Here is a 20,323-nt window from a genome sequence, read left to right on the forward strand (position 1 = left end):
TGTGAATGGGCGAATGGATAGAAATAAGCCCGGTGTTGCTGAGCAAAGGCTGCTGAGTAACACCGGGCTTGAGAGTATCTCTGTTGATAAAGATTATTGTTCTTTATCAACCTGACTAATGGTTACAGATGAAAGATAGTTTAACAGCGCGATATCATTATCTACGCCCAGTTTCATCATGGCCGATTTCTTCTGGCTACTGATGGTTTTAATGCTGCGATTGAGCTTTCTGGCGATTTCAGTCACTAAGAAACCCTCAGCAAATAACCGTAAAACTTCACTTTCTTTCGGTGATAAACGCTTATCACCGTAACCGTTAGCACTGATTTTTTCTAGCAGTTTAGCAACGCTCTCTGGGGTGAACTTCTTCCCTTTCTGTAGTGCTGCCAATGCCTTAGGCAAGTCGGCTGGTGCGCCTTGCTTTAATACTATCCCATCAATATCCAAGTCCAAAACGGAACTGAGAATAGCGGGGTTATTATTCATGGTCAGAACAATTATGGCTAAATCTGGGTAATGCCTTTTTATATATTTTATCAGAGTGATGCCATCACCGTACTTATCCCCAGGCATGGAGAGGTCGGTAATTAGCACATTGGCATCAAGTTTAGACAAACTGTTAATAAGCGCTGTGGAGTCTTCAAACTCCCCGACAACGTTTACCCATTCTATTTGCTCAAGCGACTTTCGGATGCCAAACAACACAATTGGATGGTCATCAGCAATAATTACATTAAGGTTGTTCATGGTTATGGGTTACCTTGCTGCAACAGTCTGGTGACGAAAGAATCAATTTGACTGATGCTATTTTCGATCTTCAACCGATCGCCATCTGCGATATGCTGTTCTAATGTTTCACATAGCTGTTTGCCAAGTATCAGGTTCAACATAGCAAATACGCCTTTCAATCGATGTGCCGTCTGCGAAAGCGATATGAAATCACGTTGCTGAAGTTCAGTATACAGTTTCTTCAGATCTACCGGTACTGTCTCAACAAATAAGGAATAATAGTCACTGGATTTTAGTTGCTGCTCATAGGCACTTATATCACCAGCATCAATGAATTCAGATTCTTCTTGTGACTCATCTGATATGATGCGCTGCTCGATTAATAATAATATTGCATCAATAACAGCACTGCCTAAATTATAATTTACCCGAATATAATTATCCTGCAACTGCTGTAAACCTACCTCATCTGAGGCCAGTAATAAGGTAAAATTATCATATTGTTGCGGGTTGTCCGTTAAGGTTACGTCGTAATCCCGCCCTGGTAAACGATCATCGGCGACAATACAGTTAGCACCGAATGAATTCAATAACGTGGTGATGATTGAGCGCACTTCTTCGGAGGTTATATCTAATAGCGCCGTGACACCGTCCAATAGTTTTTCTTGCTCCTCCGCTTGTTCATTTTGGATAGCCATGGTTAAGCGAATTGTATAGCGAGTACCTATATCAACTTTACTGCGAATCTCGAGTTGGCCGTTTAATTTCTTACATAATTGGTTACATAAAAAGAAGGTTAACCCCGACCCATGGTTGTATCTGTCGACCAATGTTTGACTGAGGAACGGATAATTAAGATTGCTGATTTCTTCATCAGAAATACCGACGCCAGTATCGGTTATCTTGATAACCAGTTGTTCTGGATTTTCAGGCTCGTGGCCAACATTGAGCGTAATTTTCCCATAAGCGGTGGTAATGACAGAATAATGCAGCAGCAGCGACAGTATTTTGCGCAATATTTTTTCATCACCGATGTAATCCTGATCAATGTTGACATGATAGTGATTAAACAGCGTTAAACCTTTCTGATTTATGGCAGGCAGTACCTCCAGTAGCAGCGCATCGATTAATGCTGATAGGGAGAAGGCTTCCTGTTCAGGCTGCCAGTCCTGCGTCTCTAGCCGCGTCAGTAGGGTAATGTTATCTATCAATTCGGCAATAGTGTCAGTTTGTTCTACCAACTTGGCCTTCAGTGCATGCTGTTGCTGTAAGTCGGTGGTGTTCTGGAGTTCATGGGCAATTTGATTGAGGTTATTGATAGGCTGATTCAGCTCAATTCCCAGATTGTGCAACATCAGCTTACGTGCTTGCAGGTTTTTGTCGTATTCACGCCGTGCCTGTTGCAGCTTTTTATTTACCAGTACCTCTTTATCCTGATCATGAAGTAGGAACAGATAGGTTTCTGGTGAAATCTGGCTGTGAAACATCCGAATCTCATAAACTTCATTATTCACCGTGCCCTGAATCACGCCGTGATGCTGCTCCGCCATATGGGCAATTTTTTGCAGATTAAGATGCGGCATTAGGTTATCGGCAATCTGGTTGCTGGCGACAACAGTACTGTTGCTGAAGTTATAGACCAATAACCCTTGTGGCAGGCTGGTAATGATCTCTTGGCTCAGCGATTTCTGCGCTTCTAACTGTTCGAGCATATCTGCGCTGGGGCGCACATATTGGCGACGCACAAAATAGATGCCTAAAACAGCTAATGCGAGCAACAATATATTGCTCAAAAGGAGCCAAAAGTTGTTTCTCAGCAGGTCGATTGCCAAGCCACCCACCGGCACACGGTAGACAATTTTCAGCGTGGCATTTGCCAGCGGCGCTGAAAATTCCAGCCAGGAACCATTCAACGCCACGCTGGTGACGACAATGTCCTCAGGGGCCATACCTTCATTTACGGGCGTCTTATCTTGTTGCAGTAGAAAGTTAGAGCGCGCCATGTTGGTCGGGATTAAATCATTGATAGGCAAGTCAAAAGCGATAACAGTAGCCAAATGCCCTGGATGGTTAAATGTGGTTCTCAGGGTAAAATAGTAGGCGTTCTGAAAGCGCAATTTACGTAACGGAGAGAAACTCTCACGTTCGTCTAAGGTATTAGCCTGTTGCAGCATCTCCGCGCGGCGAGATTCAGCGGCAACGGTTAGATAACTTTCTTTGAAGCGTGAGGTGACTTCTTTTAAGGCCTGGGTGGTGATAAGTGTCAGGCTATTATCTTGGCCGTTAAGATAATACATGGAGTAGGTATCATTTTGTGAGCCCCAATGGCTATCAAGATAGTCAGACATCTGTAGGACCATCGGCAGTGTCGCTGTCTCATGATTGCCAAAAACGACCGAGTCAGTTTTTCGGCGCGTTTTTTCAATATAGTAAATATCAGGGCGCAGGCGGACTTCTTGTGCTGAGAGAATACTCTTCTCAGACATGTTGGGGTTATTGGCTAAATCGTATATCTGATAGGTATGATAGCGATAATCATCGATACGTTGTTGCAGACCTGCGGCGATAGCCGTTAGCGCGTATTTTTTTTCTGTCAGATAGGCATTGGTATAGTTGTAGCTATACAGGCCCATCGTAATGAGCAGTAGTACGATAAACAGCCAGAAACAGCGGGTGATATTCGCAGAACTGGTAGATAACGAGTTATTTTGCATAACGATAATGCATATTCCTTGATTAGCGCGTGACGGCTCTGGCGCTGGCAGTGACAGTCAGCAATAGCAATGCCACACAGCCAAAAGCCACCGATAAATTACTTAATTGTGCGACAAACCCAATTGCCGCAGGGCCGGCTAAGATCCCGGCATAGCCAATGGTGGTAATCGATGCAACCGCCAGGTTGGCCGGCATCACGGTCTGGTTACCGGCGGCAGTAAACAAGATAGGGACAACATTCGATGCCCCAAGCCCTACTAGCATAAAGCCAAAAAGAGCGGCCATTGAGCTATCGATGCTAATCGCAATGATGATCCCAAGCGCGGCACACAGGCTCCCGCCTAATAATACCTTGTATCGGCCCAATCCGTTGACAATCCGATCCCCATTTAAACGCCCCAGCGTCATCGCGACGGCAAACACCGCATAACCCATTCCCGCTTGTGAAGGAGCCATACCGTGCAGTGTGGTTAGGAAGAGCGCACTCCAGTCCAGCATCGAGCCTTCGGCCAGAAACATGACAAAGCATAGGAAACCAATAAACATGACCCAGCCGCGCGGCCAAACAAACAGTGGCCCGTCATGGGGTTCTCCACTGCCTCGTAGCAAATGCTGATTGGCGGTTAGCAGTAGAACAATCATTAGCGTGACGGTAGCGGTGATCGCCACCAGTGGACTTAGCCCTAACCATAATAAAGCACTCACCCCCCCAGCACCGGCAATCCCACCAACACTGAACAGACCGTGGAAACCGGACATCATGGCCCGGCCACTGGCCTTTTCAACAATAACGGCCTGAATGTTCATCGCAACATCCATTATGCCTATGGCTGCACCGAATACTAACAGAGCGAAGGCCATCGTCAGTGGTGTATTCATCAGGACTAACAAGGGCAGATCGAGGCACAACACGGCACCCGCCAGTAAAATCACTGCGCGGCATCCCCATTTTGCTGTTAGCACTCCGGTCAGGGGCATTGCCAACATCGAACCGATACCAATACACAATAACAGCAAACCCAACGAAGCATCATTAAGACCAATACGCGCTTTGGCAAAAGGCACTAATGGTGCCCAAGCGGCCATACCCAATCCGGCGATAAAGAATGCCAGCCGAGTTGAGACTTGTTGAGCAACACCTGGCTGCAATGTTTGTTGATGTATTTTGGCGGTCATGGGGTATCGGTCTGCATGTGAGATAAATAAGTTATATTGACAGACGTTTCTATCACAAAGAGAAATGTGGGTCGAAGGGATTTGTCTGGATTAGCGCAATAGTTTCTTTTTATATTTGGCTATTTGTTGGCACGCTACGCCCATATGGGAAGGTATGACTGATCATGGCATGACTGACCCATTGGGCCATGATGCGACTTTTGTGTGTATACCCGTCATACTTCAAGTTGCATGTGCGTTGGTGGCTGCCTTCGCTCCCCCCAGTCACTTACTTGTGTAAGCTCTTGGGGGTTTGCTTAGTTGCTGCCTTCCTACAACTCGAATTATTTAGGGTATAGAAGTACATCCAGGATGACGGTATATCCCAATAAGGTTGTGGCGTAAAATCAGAAAGGATTAGCAGAGGTGTTGCGTATAAATACGATATAACCATTTCTTAGCCATTGATGGATAATTAGATGACTATCCACATGGTCGACTAATAATAAGTCTGATGCTGTTAAGCTATTCGTGCTTAAATAAAACAATGAAATTATATTGCCAGATGACTATTTCACCTTGTTAATAACTCAGTAGCTATAAATATGCTTTCTGATATATCTCAGGCAATAAAAAAGCCGGTCCAGGACCGGCCGTAACACTAACGATTTATCTGGCTGCATAAGCCACAATGAGAATAACAGTAAAAATAATGATGATAGCGGGTGTATTATAGCCCTAGGTTATTTTGTTTTACTTATCAATTTGTGCTGCTTGTTGTTTTTTGTAACTCATTGTTATTTATGTAAATTATATTTATTCTTGACTATGAGTGCTATATTTTTGGTGTTTTCAATATTTGTGAAAGTTCGCTAGTATTTACATTTCGAAATGCTTTATTGGACATATGAAACATTATCCGTCACTTGGTAGCACTTTCTGTATAGATTAATCCTAATCTTATTCCCACAATAGAGAAACCCCATTGGGATTAATTGCTCGAAAGAGCAGTGGCATAATCAAATCTAATAATAGAGGATAATAACGATGAAACTTCGAGTTCTTTCTCTGCTGGTTCCGGCTTTATTAGTCGCAGGTAGTGCAGGTGCTGCCGAAATTTACAACAAAGACGGTAACAAATTGGACCTGTTCGGTAAAATTGACGGTCTGCACTATTTCTCTGACGATAAGAGCAAAGATGGTGATCAGTCTTACATGCGTTTTGGCCTGAAAGGCGAAACCCAAATTAATAGCCAATTAACCGGTTATGGTATGTGGGAATATCAGGCAAATCTAAATAAAGCTGAAAGCCAGGATCAAGGCAACTTCACTCGTGTTGGCTTCGCGGGTCTGAAATTTGCAGATTACGGTTCTCTGGATTACGGTCGTAACTACGGTGTGCTATACGACGTAACTTCATGGACTGACGTACTGCCAGAGTTTGGTGGCGATACATACGGTGCGGATAACTTCCTGTCTCAACGTGGTAACGGCATGGCGACTTACCGTAACACCAACTTCTTTGGTCTGGTGGATGGCCTGAACTTTGCGCTGCAATATCAGGGCAAAAATGGTAACGGTACTGAAACCAATAATGGCCGTGATGTACAAGGCCAGAATGGTGATGGTTACGGTATGTCCGTATCTTACGATCTGGGCTGGGGGGTGAGTGCTTCCGCGGCGATGGCCAGTTCTCTACGTACTACTGATCAAAATAATCTGAAATTTGGTCACGGTGATCGTGCAGATGCATACACCGGTGGTTTGAAATATGATGCCAACAATGTCTATCTGGCGGCTAACTATACACAGACTTATAACCTGACCCGTTTCGGTGATTTCAGCAATAGCAACGCTGATGCAGGTTATGCCAACAAAGCGCAAAACATTGAGTTAGTAGCTCAGTATCAATTTGATTTCGGCTTGCGCCCATCCGTGGCTTACCTGCAATCCAAAGGTAAAGACCTTGGCAACGGCTATGGTGACCAGGATCTGTTGAAATACGTTGATGTTGGTGCAACTTATGCCTTCAATAAAAACATGTCCACCTACGTTGATTACAAAATCAACCTGTTGGATGAAAACACCTTTACCAAAAACGCCGGTATCAACACTGATGATATCGTAGCCGTTGGTGTGGTTTACCAGTTCTAATTCTGATTACAAGATAAGTTCTGAGGCATAACGCGGTCACTTGGCCGCGTTTTTTTGTGCCAGCCATCATGCGGGTATTGTTAGGGCAGGGTGGTAGCAGGATATTTATGTACCGAAGGTGGTTTTTACGTGCATTGAAAACAGCGGGTGATCCATCAAAAGTAGTGCTATTTTTAGCCGTATAGGCTTTTTTTGACCAATTTTGGCGTGAAGTTTAACCAAACGAATCGAATTTCTATTTTTTCTGAATGAAACACTAGACATATCATCACGCTATAGATGATAATGCTGCCCATTGGAAGGATGGCCGAGTGGTTTAAGGCAACGGTCTTGAAAACCGTCGACTGTAACAGGTCCTAGAGTTCGAATCTCTATCCTTCCGCCAAATTTAAAGCCCAAGCTTATTGCAAGCTTGGGCTTTTTTGTTTGTGGTTTTTTCAGGTATGTTGCTGCTCACGAAGTTGTACCTGTAAGCGTTCTTCTTGGTGCTAGTAACGTTTAATGTCTTCATCCAGTTCGACGACCAATATGCCCGCATTACCATCGATTTGAACTCTTTGCCCCAACCAAGGTGATAAAGTATCAATGTCCATGCCCACCAGCGTCGGAATGTTAAAGGAACGAGCCAGGATCACGGTGTGGGAGATGGTGCCACCACTACGTAGTATCAAACCTTTTAATAAGGATTTATCCAGCTCAAGGAATTGACTGGGCGTAAGTTTATCAGCCATCCCCCCTCCAGGCTTGTGTCGTTAAAAAAACGTACTTTGGTGCATCGTTGTAAACATATCTTTCGGCCCCTTGCTCCTCTACCGCTATTGCTTCTAAATCAGAGCTGAGGCGGATTGGAACTATTGTGTGCACTGAACAGTTCTGGGGAACCTCGGTAATAACTCTTCCTATCCCCCTATCGGGTGGTGGGATACGCTCATCTCGTTTCTAACGTGAGGGTTATAAGGCCGGATAGTGTGATGACAGCGAGGAATTTATAGCCCAAATAAGTTGCAAGTTGACTAAAAAACAATCACGCACATAAAAAAATAAAACAGTGTTTTATAAAATTAGCGAAGTTGATCGGCCAATCCTTTTTTTCTTTGCCATAAACTCACCAGAACTGGCAAAAACACAAAGGTTTTCCCACAGCGGTAACCGTATGTTACGAAGATTCCCGGAATATTGCCGGGAAGATAACGCCTAATATATGTAGCTATGGGGATGGCAACAATGAAAACACGTAAAATAGGCCTGTTCAACTATCTTGCCTACGGCTCTGGGGATTTCCTCGGTGCGGGTACCACGGCACTCACTGCTGCCTGGTTACTGTATTTTTACACCACATTCTGTGGGCTTAGTCCAATCGAAGCCACCTTCATTTTTGCGATGGCAAGGGTTCTTGATGCAGTCGTCAGCCCGCTGATGGGCTATCTGACCGATAACTTTGGCTCCACTTGGCTGGGCAGACGCTTCGGTCGCCGTAAATTCTTTATCTTGCTGGGTATTCCGCTAGTCTTCAGCTACAGCCTGATGTGGGTAGGCCATATGGATTATTGGTACTACCTGCTGACCTATCTGTTCTTTGATGTGGTCTATACCATGATCCTGGTGCCGTATGAAACCTTGGTGCCGGAGATGACGGATGATTTTAAGCAAAAAACCAAGTTCTCTGGGGCGCGTATCGGCCTGGCCCAGTTGTCTGCTATTTTGGCGGCATTTTTACCCGGCATTCTGCTCAGTTACTTCGGTAAAGATAATGCTGTTTCATTTTTCTATTCCAGCCTGGTGTTCTCGATCATCTGTGCCTGCATGTTGACATTGGTCTATTTATTCACCTGGGAGCGCCCGGCAGAACAAAAATCTGCCGCCGCGCTAGAAGCCGAAAAACAAAAACTCACGCTACTCCAGAGCTTAAAGCGTCTGAATATCGAATTGTCTTCCACACTGCGTATCCGTATTTTCCGTCAGCACTTGGGGATGTACCTCGGAGGCTATATCGCGCAGGATGTTTTCAACGCCGTGTTCACCTATTACGTGGTATTCGTGCTGATGCAAAGTGCAGCCACAGCCTCCAACCTGATGGGTACCATGGCCATCATGCAGTTTGTAGCGGTTATCGCCATGATCCCGCTGTGTATCCGCTTTGGGCCAGCACCGTCTTATCGCGTAGTCATCGTGTTGTTTGGTATGGCGGCAATCTCTTACTCTGTACTGTATTACGCCAACCTCAGTGATGCTTTCTCATTGCTACTGCTGGTTTCGGGCGTTGCCGGTCTGGGCCGGGGGGGCATCAACTACGTGCCGTGGAATATCTACACCTATATTGCTGATGTGGATGAAGTGATCACCGGGCAACGCCGTGAAGGTATATTTGCTGGCATCATGACTTTGACCCGCAAGGCCTCACAGGCTGGTGCGGTGATGCTGGTTGGTATCATCCTGCAATTGTCGGGTTTTGTTTCCGGCCAAAGTCAGCAATTACCCGAGGTGAGTCACGCCATTTTGATGATCCTGAGTGTTGGTACCCTAGTGGTGCTGGCGATGGGCTTCATTGTCTCACTGCGCTTCAAGCTCAACCTGAAAACACATGGTGTGCTGCGCCAGGAAACTGAGAAGATGCGCCTCGCGGGCCGAGTGGTACCTGACAACATCACGCCAGAAGCGAGAGCTACCGTCGAAATGCTGGCGGGCATGCCCTATGAATCGCTGTGGGGTAACAACAATATTGGCTACCTCAACCGTAATAAACCTGCTGCACTGCCATTCCCCAAGGCCACTTCAGGCCAGAAAGCGGCAGGCAGCGTGACACATTGATCTTAAGGTGTAAAAGGACCTAACTATGACGGTATATCCCGTAAAACACAGCCCGTTACTGCGCCAACCGGAACGCATTATCAGCCACCAGGAACTGCAGCAGTTGATTGACCGCCTGGTGAGCAACTTGGTTAATATCACTGATGAAACTGGTGAGTTCCTGCTACGCCTCGACGATGGCCGGATCATCGATACCAAAGGCTGGGCTGGCTGGGAGTGGACGCACGGCATCGGTTTGTATGGCATCCACCAGTATTACCGCCAGACCGGCGACGCCAACCTGTGTGGCATCGTTGACGACTGGTTCGCCGCACGCTTTGCCGAAGGTACGCCAACCAAGAACGTCAATACAGCCTGTCCGTTTCTCACACTGGCCTACCGCTATGAGGAAACCGGCGATGCGCGCTGGTTACCGTATCTGGAGCGTTGGGCTGAATGGCTGATGCATGAGATGCCCCGCACCGAGCGCGGTGGCATGCAGCACGTCACTCTGGCGGAGGAGAACCATCAGCAACTGTGGGACGATACCCTGATGATGAGCGTGTTGCCGCTGGCAAAAATTGGCAAACTGTTGAACCGCCCGCAGTATGTGGAAGAGGCTAAATATCAGTTCCTGGTTCACATCCAGCACCTGATGGAGCGCGAGAGCGGCTTGTGGTTCCATGGCTGGACCTTCGACGGCAAGCACAACTTTGCCAAAGCCCGTTGGGCGCGTGGCAACAGTTGGCTGACTATGGTGATCCCTGAATTCCTCGAACTGCTGGACCTGCCGGAATACGATGCCACCCGTCGTTTCCTGTTGCAAGTATTGGAATGCCAAGTGGCAGCGCTGGCACGTTGCCAGCACCAAAGCGGCCTGTGGCATACGTTGTTGGACGATCCACAATCGTATCTGGAGTCTTCCGCCACCGCTGGTTTCGCCTTCGGCATCCTGAAAGCGGTGCGCAAGCGCTATATTGATGGCAAATATCTGGCGGTCGCGGAAAGAGCGTTACAGGGCGTGGTGAAGCAGATCAACGCCGACGGGGAACTGACACAAGTCTCATTCGGTACCGCGATGGGCAAAAATCTAGACTACTATCGTCAGATACCGCTCACCTCAATGCCTTATGGTCAGGCGATGGCCATTCTCTGCCTGGTGGAATACCTGCACGTTTACCTGTAACCGTAATGGGGCTGCTGTTGCTGCCCCATAAGAGGACTATCATGGCAAAGCTCAATATTTTGGCTTTCGGTGCCGACGCCAGTGGGCAGCAATTGGCGACTGCGGCTATCCAACACGCCATCGATATCGCCGCGCCGGGGGATACCGTTGTGGTACCGCCGGGCCGTTATCTGACCGGTGCGCTATTTCTGAAAAACCACCTCATCTTCGAATTGCAAACCGGGGCTGTGTTGCTCGGTAGCCGCGAACTAGAGGACTACCCATTGCGACAGACTCGGGTGGCCGGTATTGATATGGTCTGGCCGACAGGCATCATCAATATCCTGCAATGTCATGATGTCTGTGTTTGCGGTAGTGGAACCATCGACGGCCAAGGGGCTGTCTGGTGGCATAAATTCTGGGGTACAGACGAAAACGGCGGCATGCTGGCAGATTACAGCCAGCGCGGCTTGCGGTGGGTGGTGGATTATGACTGCCAACGACCACGCAATCTGGTGGTATACCGTAGCGAACAGGTGGAAATGAGTGGTTTTACTTCACGTGAATCCGGCTTCTGGAATATTCACCTCTGCTATTCACAGCATCTATACCTGCACCATCTGCAAGTAGAAAACTCTGGCGGTCCAAGTACTGATGGTATCGATATCGACTCCTCGCAGCAGGTGCGAGTGGAACATTGTCGGGTGTCCTGCAATGACGACAATATCTGCGTGAAAGCTGGCCGGGGTGCTGAGGCTGAGCGTATTGGTGCCAACGCGCGGGATATTGTGATCCGCGAATGCGAATTACTGCACGGTTCTGGCATTACGCTGGGTAGCGAAACCTCGGGTGGTATCGAACAGGTATTGATTGAAAACATTACCTTCAGCGGTACTGGGGTAGGTTTTCGCATCAAGTCGGCCCGTAATCGAGGGGGCTTTATTCGCCATGTGCGCGTAAGTGGATTGCAAATGACGGATGTTCACTATCCATTTATGTTTCAACTCAACTGGTTCCCAGCTTACAGCTACAGTCCGATAACCGCCAATGAGTCGATGCCCGCTCACTGGCAATCGCTCAGCCAGAGCGTGGAAGGAGAAGCAGGGCTTACTCAGGTGGAAAATATTACTATTTCAACGGTGCGAAGTGTACTTTCGAGCCGTGAGGTATTTAGCCGGGCCTTCTTTATTGAGGGCAATAGCGAAAAACCAATCGACAATCTGCACTTTAGCAACGTCACGCTAGTGGCGCAGGAGTTTGGCAAGATTGCCGGAGTAAACAATCTGCGACTGGACAACGTACAAATTAGTGCCAACCAACCAACCCAGGCTGAAAACGACGAGTATGCACGTTAAGTTTAATCGGGCGTTAGTTGAAGGGGCGCTGAGTTTTTATTTTTAGCTTTATTATTTTACAGATAATTGCGCTCAATATAATTATTACCAATGTTATTTCAAGCATAACGGATACAAATAGCGCCTCTGACGAAAGCGTGAGTGAATTTAGTTGAAATTGAGGTGGGCCTCATTTCAATATTCAACCCGGTCTTATTCTTGAAACGGGTAATGGATATTCGGTATATAAGTTTTATTTACGAACGACCTGTACGATTAACTGATTGGATCTCTCTGGGCTGGACAGAAAATCAATAATTTCGAGTTTATAGCCGAGGGGGTTATAAAATTGCCAACAGGGACGAATTGTATAATAACAGTATGAGTATAGCTTTAGAGCAGCCTATAACGTCAATGCTTGGATACTTTTCATAGAAATAGGAAATGTGTCGGTAAGGAGTGATATCAGTGAAAGACAAAGCCGATTTTGTATAGGGCTTGGGCATATATTCTGATAAATGTTCCATTAATCCGGTGATTGTTGGTCACGGAATAAAAAATCGGTCAGAAACCGATTTGAGCAGTGCTCGAACAGGCCCAAGAGGCGAGTCTCAGAGATGATATGCATTAAGCCCAGAAGAGAATCAGTGGTTGGGATAAACGAGGCAATCCTACGCACATAACTTACGGGACGACAGAGAGTGGTATTTTCGTATTCAAAGGAGAAAAAAGAGTGAAAAAGGTTGCGGTTTTACTGGCCCCAGGGTTCGAGGAAGGGGAGGCTATAGTTACTATAGATATTTTACACCGATTGAAGATAAAGGTAGAAACACTCTCCTGCACTTCAAGTAAAAAGGTAGTGAGTTACCATAACATCCCAATGGTGGCAGACAATACGTTGAAAAAGGCTTTCGACACAAATTATGATGCCGTGGTGTTGCCAGGTGGGCCGGAAGGCAGCGTGTTTCTTGCAAATAGCCAGGACGTGGTGAGTTTTGTGCGTCGCCATGACGACGCAGGCAAATTAATTTGTCCAATTTGCTCAGCCTCAGCCCGAGTATTGGGGGGGAACGGCCTACTCAAAGGTCGGCGCTACGTGTGCTCTGGCGATTTATGGCAAAATGTCAGTGATGGTGTTTATGTTGACCAAAATGTTGTGGAAGACGGTAATTTAATCAGTGGAAAAGGGTTTGGTTTGGTATTTGATTTTGCTTTTACCATCGCAACCCGTTTGCTGGGTGACAGTGTCCCAGCAAATGTTCATGCTGAACACATTTATTATTCGTGGCAGGAATCGAGGTAGTGATAGTGTTGTTGCCATAACTTGCTGTTTCCTTGACTGTTGTCGGAATTTTACTCAATGAGCGGGAGTGCTTACCCGTCAAATCGACAGTAGGATTGAACAGCCGCTTTAGTGACAATGGCGAAACTCGGCAGTGTAACCAGTAGGTGCCCAGCCCCAATCCATTGGGAGGATATTCCCTACTCGAAAAACGTTTGTTCAAAAAAGGCAAAGGATGGTGTTGGCTTTTCTGTCAGTTACGCGTTCCATCAAAACTTCAGGCAGGGCATGCACCCAGCCCAATTTTTTCGTCCGTTCCTTACGGAATCAACTTATGTGCCTTAAGCTGGTCGAAGAGTTCAAAGAAGCTGTCACGCGTACTGCGATAGCCGGTAAAGCCAGCCTTGCGGCTTTTACTTATATCGGTGAACACTTCCATCGGCCTGCCGAGATCGGCATCGGTGTGCCACCATGAGGCTAAGCGACTGACATCCGGCTCCTGCAGATGATAACGCTTGGCGACCTCGCGCCACTGCTTGTCCGCCTGCTGCATGCGATCTTCCAGTGGCTGCGGCACACCGCTGAACGGTACCGCTTCGATACCAAAGTAGTCAGCGACTTCACCCCACATCCACTTCCAGCGGAAAACGTCGCCGTTGACCACATTGAAATCTTCATTCTTCGCATTGTCACTGGTGGCGGCCCACAGCAGCTGATCGGCTAGCAGATGTGCATCGGTCATATCTGTAATACCCTCCCACTGCGCCTGTGAGCCAGGGAAGACAAACGGCTTATTGTTGGCTTTGCAGAGCGTGGCATAAACCGCCAGTGTCTGGCCCATGTTCATTGCGTTGCCGAGCGCAAAACCGATAATGGTATGCGGACGGTGGACGCTCCAATTGAAACCGTATTTTTCAGCAGCGGCAAAAAGCTCATCTTCCTGCGCGTAATAGAAGTTGTCGACCGGTTGGCGGCCCTGCTCTTCGCGAAATGGCGTCATTGGCACTTCGCCTTTTCCGTACGCGTCAAACGGACCGAGATAGTGTTTCAGACCGGTGATCAGTGCTGCATGACCGCCTTTCAGGCGGTTGCCAAGGGCATCAAGCACGTTGCGTACCATCGCGGCATTGACGCGGATGTTCTCTTTTTCATTTTCCTGGCGAGCCCATACGCTAAAAAAGACGTTGTCCACACTGATATCCTTGAGCGCTTGTTTGACCGCCTTAGCGTCAGTGAGGTCAACTTGAATCGCCTGACAGCCTTCTGGCACTGGCGTGCGGCCTCGTGACAGCCCATAAACCTGCCAACCTTGTGCGATAAGGGTTTCAGTTAGAGCTGTGCCGTTGATGCCGCTGGCGCCAACAATAAGTGCGCGTGATGTCATATAAACTCCGGTGATAATCCATGCTAAAGGACGAATGTTAAAAAAGTGTATCAGGGAAACAGCGAAAGCAATCGGGTACAGTTGCTCACCGGCATGTAGGGTACAAGAGTTGAGCCGAAATTGCTGATGGTGCTATTAGTGTGTGATGGGGAATACCATCATGCACTAAGTGTCAAAGACTCGACTGAATATCCAGCTTCACTATTTCCGCTATTGATAACAGTGCCCACATGATAACGGCTTAAAAAAATAAACTCATCTTTAGTAATAGCACACATCCTGCTCTGCTCTGGTTTTATGTGCATAACGTAAAATAACGAACTGAATCGAATCAGCTTTTAACTGAATTTCACTGCGCAATATCACTAAATAAATGCAATTAAGATAATAATTTTACATATAAATGTGTATTAACCCACAAATTAATCCATTGTAACGTGCCAATGTTCCGTGAATTGAAAGCTGTCACATTTTTATACCGTGGTCGTCACTAGGCTTAAGTTGCTTTAACTTAATCAATTCAGCAAAAGGTATAAAGAATGAAAAAAATCATTGTAACGGGCATGGTAATGGGGCTGATGTCATGGCAGGTCGCGGCACAATCTTTCGTGCTGACCGATGCTGAAGCCGGTATGGACAAGGGTGACTGGCAAACTAGCAGCAAAAAGCTGAAGCTGGCGGGTGCAGATTTCAGCATCGAGCAGAAAGTGCTGCACGGCGGTAAACAGGAAGGTTCCAAAGTCCTGACTATCACCAGTAAAGGGCTGACTATTGCACTCAGTCCGACACGCGGCATGGATTTACTCTATGTCAGCGGTGATAACATTCGACTTGGCTGGGATTCACCAGTTAATGAAGTGGTCAATCCGGCGTTTATCAATCTCGAAAGCCGCAACGGTGTAGGCTGGCTGGAAGGATTTAACGAGATGATGGTGCGTTGCGGCTTTGAATGGACTGGGCACCCTGTGGTTGCTGACGGTATGATTTACACGCTGCACGGCCGTGCGGGTAATACGCCAGCATCGAAAGTGGTCGTGGACATTGCAGACACTGCGCCCTATGAAATTACAGTGCGCGGCCTGATTAAAGAACACACGTTCAAGAAAGCTAAACTGGAAACCTGGACTGAACTGCGTTATGTACCAGGCAGCCACTCCTGGACCATACACGACACCCTGACTAACCAGTCCGACTACCCGCATGACTACCAGATAATCTATCACAGCAATTTTGGTCAGCCGCTTCTCGAGCAGGGTGCGCGTTTCGTCGCCCCAGTGAAATCTATTTCACCTTTCAATGACTATGCCCAAAAAGGCATGAAAGACTGGCAGACTTACGCGGGGCCGACCAAGAACTTTGATGAAATGGTGTTTAACATGGTGCCTTACGCCGATGCGCAGGGCAAAACTCTGGCTGGCATAGTCAATCAAGCGGGTAACAAAGGTGCGTCGATTGAGTTTAATACCCATCAGTTGCCACTGCTGACTCTGTGGAAAAACACGGATACGTTGAAACAGGGTTATGTCACCGGCATCGAACCAGGCACCAACTACGCTTATCCGGTGACCATCGAGCGGAAACAGGGCCGAGTTAAACAGTTGCAACCGGGACAGAGTACGGTGTTTGAACTGACCTACTCACTGTTGCCGGATGCTGATGCAGTGAGTAAATTTGAACAACGCGTTAAAACAATTCAGGGCACACAGAAAACCGAAACCAGTGATAAACCTATCGCTGTTGAGTGATTATCCTGAAATATGCATTTTTCTCAAGGCGCCTTGATGGCGTCTTTTTCCATTTAAAGCGTGTAGCACTGTGTCGTCAACGATGACACCCTGCATATTTGCATCTGTATGAACAGTAAGGTCCTATAGGGGGCAGTATAACAACAGCCTCATTTTTAGAACTTCATCAACCCTAGCTCGCACAACTGCATTTACACCCATAATCGCTGTTGAGCGAGTGTTTGAAAAGCTGGCTGAGCGTTTTTCCTGAGATGCTGATGTCCAGTTTGTAACGCGTTTGCGAACTTTATCGGGTGGTTGCAAATACAGTCATCGCCGTTGATGTGTTAGCAAAAGGCGATATGATGACCATAATCTCCATGCTTCACATCAGTTCAACCATCAATCAGAGGACAGGGATGGATATTATCCTTTTGAAACACCTTCTCACTCAATGCGTTATTTTTCTCCAGTTCGCACTGGAGGCGATGTCAGTATTGTGTGTGTTTATTGGCTTACTAAGAACGTTCTACGTCATGGTTGTCTACCGTGGGAGTACGCTCTTCAGTTCGAGAACCCGCCTGTCTTTAGGCAGTGGGTTGGCTATTGCCTTGGAATTCCAACTGGCGGCAGATATTTTGGCGACAACGGTGAATCCTGAGATGGAGGAACTGATAAAGCTGTCTGTTATCGCGGTTATCCGTACTTTCCTGAATTATTTTTTATCCAAAGAACTCGATGCGCAACCGAAAGAAAATGCGGGTAACGAAGAAAAAGCATAGTGAGTGTGTGATATTGGTATGAGCTGAACGCGTTTCTGAGTGGGCGCTAACATCAGGATAATATTGTTGATGGGAACGTTCGGGGACGCTCGCGCAGTTCATTGCGTAAAGTGAGGTACCTGACACTGAAATTTAAAACTATTCTTTACTGTTGGGGGGATGTATTTCCCGATTCACACGTACCTTTGCCTGATCATCCTTAGCCGTTTATCCGCGGTTGTGAGAATTGTGTCAGCCAATCGGTTTGCCGCCAGCAAATCCTCCCGACTGACGCCTGCTCCGGCAGGCGTAATAATAGTCATTATGCGCCCTCTTTGACCTGATAAACAACGTCGATCACGCTGCTGTAACCCCCAGAGTGTCTCGTTCACGACGCAGCGGATCTGATCGCCAAACTGTCTGGCAACTTCGCTTTAATCACCACAAAATATGATGTGTTATCAGTGAAAGTTGATATACCATATCTAGGATCATACAAAATGTAAAACTCCTATTTGCAACAATAGATAATGGATAAACCTACCATGAAGCCGCCCTTGAGAATTGTTTCTATTATCTTTTTGACTTTACTTGTAACCAGTTGCAGTTCGCTACGCAAGACGGTATATCCTCCTCCTTACCTTGGTTCGCCAACTGAAATCAGCACTTATGAAGTGAAAGGTTTACATTTTGTTACTACGGTGACTTTCAACGGTATGTTCGCTGAACAGCAAATTAAAGAATACGCGGAAAAGCATCATTACCGTTATTATGTCATTATTCGAGGAAACTCCGGAGCTAACGATTTCGTGGAAAAAATGAGTGCTAAAATGTACCGATAAATTATTTAATAATTACTCTTACGAATTATACTTTGGCAAGTAATGGGTATGAAAAAGACCCCATTCTTACAATAGATTATTTGTCACTACTGATTTTTTTGTATTTCACTCATATTAGGTGGTTGGATTTAATCCTATATTCCCAGACGTAAGATCATCCTTATGTTAGTTATCCACGCTGGGATCGATATTTCCATAGCGAGTGATATCGCCGATGTGTTATCCATTTTTAGCCCGGCCATACTCCACTGGCCCTTTCACGATCTCGACTCCCATTGCTTTCTTTCCATGAAGGTTTTGAGGCTCGTGTATTTGTGTGATGGCTGTGGTCAGTTTGGGGGTGGAGGACAGCACCTTTACCGGCAGTCACCGCCGTCATTTTCTGCTCCAGACTTTGCTGCACAATGGCAATTTTATCTTGAGGAGTATGATGTCTGCAGCGCTCAGCACCAGTGAACACTTCAACAGTAAGAAGGCAAGAACTTTTAGTTGACCAAGCCAAACACGCCAGCAACTAGTAATGAATTTTTTGATAGCCGCGTGAGCAAGATCCATTTATGCTCGCTGGTGGGGCCGCAGTCACTCTTTGTAAAGAGAATTTAAGGCTAAACAGAGAGTTAAACATTTTATCCTATCCAGGGTAAGCGAGTAACAATGCAGATAATGAATTTAAAACAAGCCAGAATAACCAGTTTCATCTTTGTGATGGGGGGCATACTGCTGCTGTTGCCGCTGAATCTTCTCACCTGTTTTATGGCCGGTTTTCTGGTCTATGAGATTGTGAACATCCTCACACCACATTTTCAAAAAGTGATCGGCGATAAACGGGCGCGATGGTTGGTTGTGGCAGTGATCAGTACTCTTGTCGTCAGCTTGCTGACCACAATTATCGGTACTATCGTTGGTTATCTGATGCAGGATATGAAGAATATCTCCGGTATCAACACCCGTATTGCGTTCATACTGCAGGATGTCCAGCAGGAAGTGGCAAAATATCTGCCGGGCTATCTGCCGTTGAGCGTGGTGGAACTGAAAAACGAGATCCTTAGCCGTTTGCAGCAACATCTTGTGCTGTTGCAGACCATGGGCAAAAGCATCCTACATGGCTTGGTCACCATGTTGATCGGTATGGTACTTGGGGCGATAGTTTCTCTGTGCAGCATTGATAGTACTGGGGATCGACCATTGCTAAAGAGTGAGTTGATGAAAAGGATCTCGCTGCTGTCACAGGCGTTTCGCAACATCGTATTTGCTCAGGTTAAAATATCGACGATTAATACCGTCTTCTCCGCCATTTTTCTCCTCGGTGTGCTACCTCTGTGTGGGATTTATATTCCATTAGCGAAAACGTTGGTGGTGTTTACCTTTATCTTTGGCCTGCTGCCAGTGATAGGCAATCTTATCTCCAATACTATTGTTTTTATTTCTGGTCTGTCGGTATCACTCGGTGTTGCGTTGATTGCGCTGCTTTACCTGATTGTGATCCACAAGTTTGAGTATTTCCTCAATGCTCGTATTGTTGGTACTAAGATCAATGCCCATTCTTGGGAGATCCTGCTGGCAATGTTGATATTCGAAGCGGCATTCGGGCTAGCGGGTGTAGTTGCCGCCCCTATCTATTATGCCTACTTAAAAAGTGAACTCAGAGAAGCGAAGCTGATATGAGTGCTATCCGGCTGCTGCGAATTTAAACGCGGCAGCGGTGTTATTGATCCATGCATAAGCGTTGTCATGCCGGTCGTGGTCAGGGCTCAGCCATACTGTTTATTCAGTTAAAGCCTTGGGGGAAATGCCATGAAAGCATCTTCGATTTACTTGTGGAACGGCCGATATCAACGATTTTATCGATCAAGATCAGGTCAAGCGCATCTATATTCAGGTTACTGTTCGACGCAATAAAACCATAGTCTTCCCACACGTTCTTCAGTAGCACGTCTATTTCTATTGGTTCATTCAGATGTTGGATAAATTCAGCAATAGCCGGGTTGGAAATGTCACCCCTGATCTTCGTCATTTAACACCACCAATATCTTTTCTGATGGATTAAACACAATTGTAAGATTAAGTATATATATCATCTATAACTCTAATGGGCTAAAAAACCTTTTAATCGGCGCTAAATCAAAAATGGCAATACTGTCTTCGGCTAAGCCTCTCTTATAAATTTTCTTTTTGAAATATTTTTTATGACTGACAGCTCTTTTTTGTGGCAAAGGAAACAGGGTCAACCAACACTGACATGAAGAACGATATCACTCAATGGGCATTAAGGGCCACTACAGGCAGAATTA

Annotated in this window: 16 protein-coding genes, 1 tRNA gene and 1 pseudogene; 12 read left to right on the plus strand and 6 right to left on the minus strand. The window is 46.5% G+C overall.

The window, feature by feature from the left end; genetic code table 11:
- Window positions 1-93: 93 nt before the first annotated feature.
- From rcsB to A6J67_RS10970, 3 genes are read right to left on the minus strand one after another with little or no spacing between them, the layout of a single operon-like run.
- A complete protein-coding gene (gene rcsB, locus A6J67_RS10960; protein ID WP_005192390.1) occupies window positions 94-747 on the minus strand; it encodes a response regulator transcription factor RcsB in 654 nt (217 codons plus the stop codon).
- 2 nt (window positions 748-749) lie between these two features.
- Window positions 750-3,443, minus strand: a complete 2,694-nt coding sequence (gene rcsD, locus A6J67_RS10965) for a phosphotransferase RcsD (RefSeq protein ID WP_042568306.1) — start codon at window positions 3,441-3,443, stop codon at window positions 750-752.
- Window positions 3,444-3,465: 22 nt separating this feature from the next.
- Window positions 3,466-4,620, minus strand: coding sequence for an MFS transporter (locus A6J67_RS10970; protein WP_005192386.1), 1,155 nt, complete (start codon window positions 4,618-4,620; stop codon window positions 3,466-3,468).
- Between the two features lie 1,026 nt (window positions 4,621-5,646).
- Here A6J67_RS10970 and ompC point away from each other — a divergent pair.
- Together ompC and A6J67_RS10980 are read left to right on the plus strand one after the other, a co-directional pair.
- Window positions 5,647-6,753, plus strand: a complete 1,107-nt coding sequence (gene ompC / locus A6J67_RS10975; protein WP_005192384.1) for a porin OmpC — start codon at window positions 5,647-5,649, stop codon at window positions 6,751-6,753.
- A gap of 297 nt (window positions 6,754-7,050) precedes the next feature.
- A tRNA-Ser gene (locus A6J67_RS10980) sits at window positions 7,051-7,138 on the plus strand.
- 106 nt (window positions 7,139-7,244) lie between these two features.
- Here the strand turns inward: A6J67_RS10980 and A6J67_RS10985 are convergent.
- Window positions 7,245-7,499: pseudogene (locus tag A6J67_RS10985) on the minus strand (PEP-utilizing enzyme); the annotation flags it as partial.
- Window positions 7,500-7,968: 469 nt separating this feature from the next.
- On the opposite strand from A6J67_RS10985, the gene A6J67_RS10990 reads away from it, so the two are divergent.
- The 6 genes from A6J67_RS10990 to A6J67_RS11010 all read left to right on the plus strand — a co-directional run bounded on the left by A6J67_RS10990 (window position 7,969) and on the right by A6J67_RS11010 (window position 13,342).
- Window positions 7,969-9,561 carry an MFS transporter gene (locus tag A6J67_RS10990; protein WP_050074759.1) on the plus strand — a complete coding sequence of 531 codons (1,593 nt, stop codon included), beginning with the start codon at window positions 7,969-7,971 and terminating at the stop codon, window positions 9,559-9,561.
- 25 nt (window positions 9,562-9,586) lie between these two features.
- On the plus strand, window positions 9,587-10,726 hold the full coding sequence (locus A6J67_RS10995) for a glycoside hydrolase family 105 protein (RefSeq protein ID WP_005192377.1): 1,140 nt from the start codon (window positions 9,587-9,589) through the stop codon (window positions 10,724-10,726).
- A 41-nt stretch (window positions 10,727-10,767) separates the two neighbouring features.
- Window positions 10,768-12,060 carry a glycoside hydrolase family 28 protein gene (locus A6J67_RS11000; protein ID WP_050296714.1) on the plus strand — a complete coding sequence of 431 codons (1,293 nt, stop codon included), beginning with the start codon at window positions 10,768-10,770 and terminating at the stop codon, window positions 12,058-12,060.
- A 194-nt stretch (window positions 12,061-12,254) separates the two neighbouring features.
- Window positions 12,255-12,323, plus strand: coding sequence for a hypothetical protein (locus A6J67_RS23950; RefSeq protein ID WP_404810571.1), 69 nt, complete (start codon window positions 12,255-12,257; stop codon window positions 12,321-12,323).
- A gap of 153 nt (window positions 12,324-12,476) precedes the next feature.
- Window positions 12,477-12,554, plus strand: a complete 78-nt coding sequence (locus tag A6J67_RS23955) for a hypothetical protein (protein WP_404810573.1) — start codon at window positions 12,477-12,479, stop codon at window positions 12,552-12,554.
- A gap of 218 nt (window positions 12,555-12,772) precedes the next feature.
- Window positions 12,773-13,342, plus strand: coding sequence for a DJ-1 family glyoxalase III (locus tag A6J67_RS11010; RefSeq protein WP_050074761.1), 570 nt, complete (start codon window positions 12,773-12,775; stop codon window positions 13,340-13,342).
- Between the two features lie 298 nt (window positions 13,343-13,640).
- On the opposite strand, the gene A6J67_RS11015 is transcribed toward A6J67_RS11010, so the two are convergent.
- Window positions 13,641-14,705 carry an SDR family oxidoreductase gene (locus tag A6J67_RS11015; RefSeq protein ID WP_050074762.1) on the minus strand — a complete coding sequence of 355 codons (1,065 nt, stop codon included), beginning with the start codon at window positions 14,703-14,705 and terminating at the stop codon, window positions 13,641-13,643.
- A 539-nt stretch (window positions 14,706-15,244) separates the two neighbouring features.
- Between A6J67_RS11015 and A6J67_RS11020 the strand changes: the two genes are divergently transcribed.
- From A6J67_RS11020 to A6J67_RS11040, 4 genes are all read left to right on the plus strand, one after another.
- The gene (locus tag A6J67_RS11020; RefSeq protein ID WP_005192367.1) at window positions 15,245-16,450 is read left to right on the plus strand and encodes an aldose 1-epimerase family protein; all 1,206 of its coding nucleotides are present in this window, start codon (window positions 15,245-15,247) and stop codon (window positions 16,448-16,450) included.
- 398 nt (window positions 16,451-16,848) lie between these two features.
- Window positions 16,849-17,211 (plus strand): DUF1622 domain-containing protein, encoded by a 363-nt coding sequence (locus tag A6J67_RS11025; RefSeq protein ID WP_032907905.1) that lies wholly within the window; start codon window positions 16,849-16,851, stop codon window positions 17,209-17,211.
- 509 nt (window positions 17,212-17,720) lie between these two features.
- Window positions 17,721-18,032 (plus strand): hypothetical protein, encoded by a 312-nt coding sequence (locus A6J67_RS11030; protein WP_226967895.1) that lies wholly within the window; start codon window positions 17,721-17,723, stop codon window positions 18,030-18,032.
- 654 nt (window positions 18,033-18,686) lie between these two features.
- Window positions 18,687-19,697, plus strand: coding sequence for an AI-2E family transporter (locus tag A6J67_RS11040; RefSeq protein WP_050074765.1), 1,011 nt, complete (start codon window positions 18,687-18,689; stop codon window positions 19,695-19,697).
- A 103-nt stretch (window positions 19,698-19,800) separates the two neighbouring features.
- Here the strand turns inward: A6J67_RS11040 and A6J67_RS11045 are convergent, their stop codons facing one another.
- Complete coding sequence (locus tag A6J67_RS11045) at window positions 19,801-20,046, minus strand: hypothetical protein (protein WP_005192359.1); 246 nt, start codon at window positions 20,044-20,046, stop codon at window positions 19,801-19,803.
- Between the last annotated feature and the right edge of the window lie 277 nt (window positions 20,047-20,323).

The sequence above is a fragment of the Yersinia sp. FDAARGOS_228 genome (assembly GCF_002073315.2).
GTDB classification, from domain to species: Bacteria; Pseudomonadota; Gammaproteobacteria; order Enterobacterales; family Enterobacteriaceae; genus Yersinia; species Yersinia intermedia.